A 3,394-nucleotide genomic window follows, 5' to 3' on the forward strand; every position below is an offset into this window, starting at 1 on the left:
CAGACACTGCGTGGGGGGGTCCCTGGGCCACCGCGACCTGTTGGGCGGCCGCGACGCCTCCCGCTCCCCGTACAGCGAGCCCCAGCGCGCCCTCGCCGTCGCCTACGTCCACGGGATGGGCCCGCGCCCCGAGCACCCGGAGACGGAGGCCGTCCGCTGCAACCTGGTCCCGGGCGTCGGCGAGATGTTCATCATGCCGACCTTCACCACCTCGGGCCGCGCCGACATCCTTTTCTGGGAGGGCATACCCGGCGGCCCGCTGGACGCCTTCAAGGACGTCAAGGACCCCTCGGAGCACCTCTCCCTGACCCTGGAACTCATGGAGAAGTTCCTCCCGTGGGAGTACGCGCGGGCCACCAAGGTCGAACTGACCGACGCCGGCGGCACCCTCGCCGGCCGCTACGCCCCGACCGTGCGCAACCCGATCGGCCGCCTGCCCGGCGGCGGCGCGGTCCTCGGCGTCGCCGACGTGGTCGTCGCCAACGACCCGATCACCGGCCAGGGTTCCAACTCGGCGTCCAAGTGCGCGGCCTCCTACCTCGCCTCCATCCTCGAACACGGTGACCGGGAGTTCGATGAGGCCTGGATGCAGGCGACCTTCGACCGCTACTGGAACGTGGCCCAGCACGTGACCAAGTGGACGAACGCCATGCTCGCCCCGCCGCCGGAGCACATCCTGAACCTGATCGGCGCGGCGGGCCAGCTCCAGCCGGTCGCCGACCGCTTCGCCAACGCCTTCGACGACCCGGCCGACTTCGAGAACTTCTTCTACGACCCGGAGAAGACCGGGGCCTACCTCGCCTCCGTGGCGGGTGCGGCGGCCGGGGCGTAGCCCTGGTCGGACCCGTTCAGGGCGCCGCGCGGGAGCTTCGGCGGCACGTACCGCCGCAGGGGCTCCCCGCCGGGATCGGGGCGTACGGCTCCGAGCACCGGGTTGGCCGCGATGGGTGACACCTTGACCTCGGCGCCGGGCCGCGGTGCCTGGACGACCTTTCCGTCGCCGAGGTAGAGGGCGACGTGCGTGGCCTGGGGGAAGTACACGACGAGGTCACCGGGCCGCAGCTCACGCAGCGGAACGTGCCTCAGCTGCGCCCACTGCTCCTGGCTGGTCCGGGGGATGGGCGTGCCGGCGTGCTGCCAGGCCTGGGAGGTCAGCCCGGAGCAGTCGTACGCCGCCGGGCCCGTCGCACCCCACTGGTACGGCTTCCCGAGCTGGTCCACGGCGTAGCGCACGGCCTTGTCGCCCTCGTTCGAGGGGGTCCGGTCGCTGCTGAGCGCACCCGAAGCCATGAACTTCTGCTGCGCGCCCGCGATCCCGTCCTTCTCGAACCCGGCGAGCGCCTCGAGCTGGTTGCTGCTGAGCGAGGCGAGCAGTTCCTGGACCTCGCCGAGCCGCGCTCGTACGTCGTCGCGCTGTCGCTTCTGCTGCTCGGCGAGGGCGAGCTGCCCGTCGAGGGCCTTGCGGGCCTCCCGCGCCAGCTCGTCCTTCTCCTTCTCGCTGCTCATGAGCCGGCCCACCGTCTCGGCCCGCTGCCGCGCCAGCTGTCCGATGAGATGGCCCTCGTCGAGCGCGTGCTGCGGATCGCGGGCGAGCAGCAGGCGTACGTACGGGGAGAGGGCGGTGCTGCCCTGGTACTGCTGCCGGGCCAGCCGTCCGGCGGCGCCCCGGCTCTCCTGCAGGGAGATCCGGGCGCGGGCGAGTTCCCCGTCCAGGTGTTCCACCCGGACACGCTGCTTCTTCAGCTTCTCCTCGGTGGCGTTGTAGGTCTCGGTGGCCTGTTCGGCCTGCCGGTACAGCCGCTGAAGGTCCGTCAGCAGCTGGGCCACCGGGCGCCGCGGTTCAGGAGCGGCTGCCGCGGGGACGGGCGCGAGGACGGCCTGGGCCGCCAGCGCGGCCGTACAGGCCAGGTGCAGTGGCCTTCCTGACACGTCATCACCTCCGATACGACGAGGGCGGGGCTTCCGCCTCTCATCGCACCGCGAGAATCGGACATGCAGGTGCGGGCCGCGCGCGGAGTGTGCGCGGTTCGGCGCAACCGAGTCACTCGTCCGCGCCATCCGGCTTGCCGGACGACGCGGCACCCGGCCCGGTGCCGGGCTTGGACCAGGGCCACCTGAGCCGGCCGCCCTTCCTGCCCTCCGGGTCGTACTCGTACTTCCATCCCTGCACCAGCCCGAGCCGCCGGCCGTGCGCCCGGGGCACACGGCGGTAGACCAGGACGGTGGGCGGGCCGCCGTGCGCGTCCGGCACCGGGATGCGGTACGTCTTGGGCGGGTGGCCGGTGGGGCCCACCAGCACGGGGAGCACGCGGCCGTCCATGGGCCCGCCCTCGAAGGGGGTGTCCTGTTTCTTCACGGCACCAGTCTCAGTCACCCGCCGACAGGCCCGCGACGAGCGCGGCGGTCTGCGGGTCGCGGGCCGCGGTGACCGTCAGGGCGGCCACGAACTGCTCGACCAGCCAGTCGCGGAGTTCGCCGGTGGGGGGCTGCTTGTCCTCGTCGAGCCAGATCAGGGAGGCCGCCTCGACGGCCGTGATCCACATCCGGACGGTCATGCGCAGCCGCGGGCCCGGTTCCGTGACGCCGAGATGGCTGAGGATGTGCTCGGCGGCGGCCCTGCGCACGCCGTCCACGATGGCCGTGGTCCGGGAGGTCTCGACGACGCTGCCGCCCTGGAGCAGGGCGCTGAAGCCGGCGCCGTGCTCGTCGACGAAGGCGAGGTAGCGGTCGAGGGCGCGGGCGAGGCGGGGGACGAGGGGGCCCCGGCGGGGCTCGTCGAAGCACTGCTGGAGCTCTTCGGCGGCCGACCTGAGCGCGGCCTCGTACAGCTGCTGCTTGCCGCCCGGGAAGTACCGGTAGACCAGCGGGCGCGAGACTCCGGCCGCCTCCGCCACGTCGTCCAGGGAGACGTCCTCGGGCGCACGGTGCGCGAAGAGGGACAGCGCGGCCTCGAGCAGCTGACTGCGGCGCTCCTCGACACTGAGCCGGCGATAGGCGGGGGTGGGAGCCTGCGGGGTCATGACGGGCAGCGTAATCGCTCCCGGCCCGGCTGACCGCGGCACACCCACGCCGGTCCGGGTGCCACCACCGCGGGCTCCTCGGGCCGGCCGCCGGTAGGCCCGCCACCGCGTGGCCGTCGCGCCCTACGGGGGGTCTGATGGTCGGACGGCCGGGGGTGGCGTCGGGAAGGCGGCCCCAGGAGCCACCGCCGCCGGTTGTGGAGCCTGCCTGCCTCGGGCCGGCAGCCCACAGGGCCACGACCGTCGGCGGACGGACTCACCTCGGGTCCGCAGCCGGAAGGGCCGGCACCGCCGTCGGCCGTGGAGCCCGCCTTGGTCCGGCCGCCCGGAGAGCAGCCGCTGCCGTCGGGGGGGACGCCCCCGCACGCGCCCGC

General features: G+C 73.7%; 4 protein-coding genes. 1 reads left to right on the top strand and 3 read right to left on the bottom strand.

Features of this window, described 5'->3' with window-relative positions; translation table 11 throughout:
• Positions 1-832: styrene monooxygenase/indole monooxygenase family protein (locus tag ACFW2E_RS35795; protein WP_384472842.1), on the top strand; the 832-nt coding region annotated here is incomplete at its 5' end.
• On the opposite strand, the gene ACFW2E_RS35800 is transcribed toward ACFW2E_RS35795, so the two are convergent.
• The 3 genes from ACFW2E_RS35800 to ACFW2E_RS35810 form a co-directional block, all read right to left on the bottom strand.
• Positions 793-1,929: an NlpC/P60 family protein gene (locus ACFW2E_RS35800; RefSeq protein WP_384472845.1), complete on the bottom strand. Its 1,137-nt coding sequence runs from the start codon at positions 1,927-1,929 to the stop codon at positions 793-795. The two genes, ACFW2E_RS35795 and ACFW2E_RS35800, sit on opposite strands and share 40 nt — an antisense overlap.
• Positions 1,930-2,041: 112 nt before the next feature.
• Positions 2,042-2,356, bottom strand: coding sequence for a hypothetical protein (locus ACFW2E_RS35805; protein WP_384472848.1), 315 nt, complete (start codon positions 2,354-2,356; stop codon positions 2,042-2,044).
• Between the two features lie 10 nt (positions 2,357-2,366).
• Positions 2,367-3,020, bottom strand: a complete 654-nt coding sequence (locus ACFW2E_RS35810) for a TetR/AcrR family transcriptional regulator (protein ID WP_384472851.1) — start codon at positions 3,018-3,020, stop codon at positions 2,367-2,369.
• Positions 3,021-3,394: the final 374 nt, after the last annotated feature.

Source organism: Streptomyces sp. NPDC058964 (assembly GCF_042741275.1).
In the GTDB taxonomy this organism is placed as follows: Bacteria; Actinomycetota; Actinomycetes; order Streptomycetales; family Streptomycetaceae; genus Streptomyces.

What these genes read in the sequence shown, in the direction of transcription:
- ACFW2E_RS35810 (WP_384472851.1), bottom strand. Translation starts at nt 3,020, where the DNA reads ATGACCCCGCAGGCTCCCACCCCCGCCTATCGCCGGCTCAGTGTCGAG.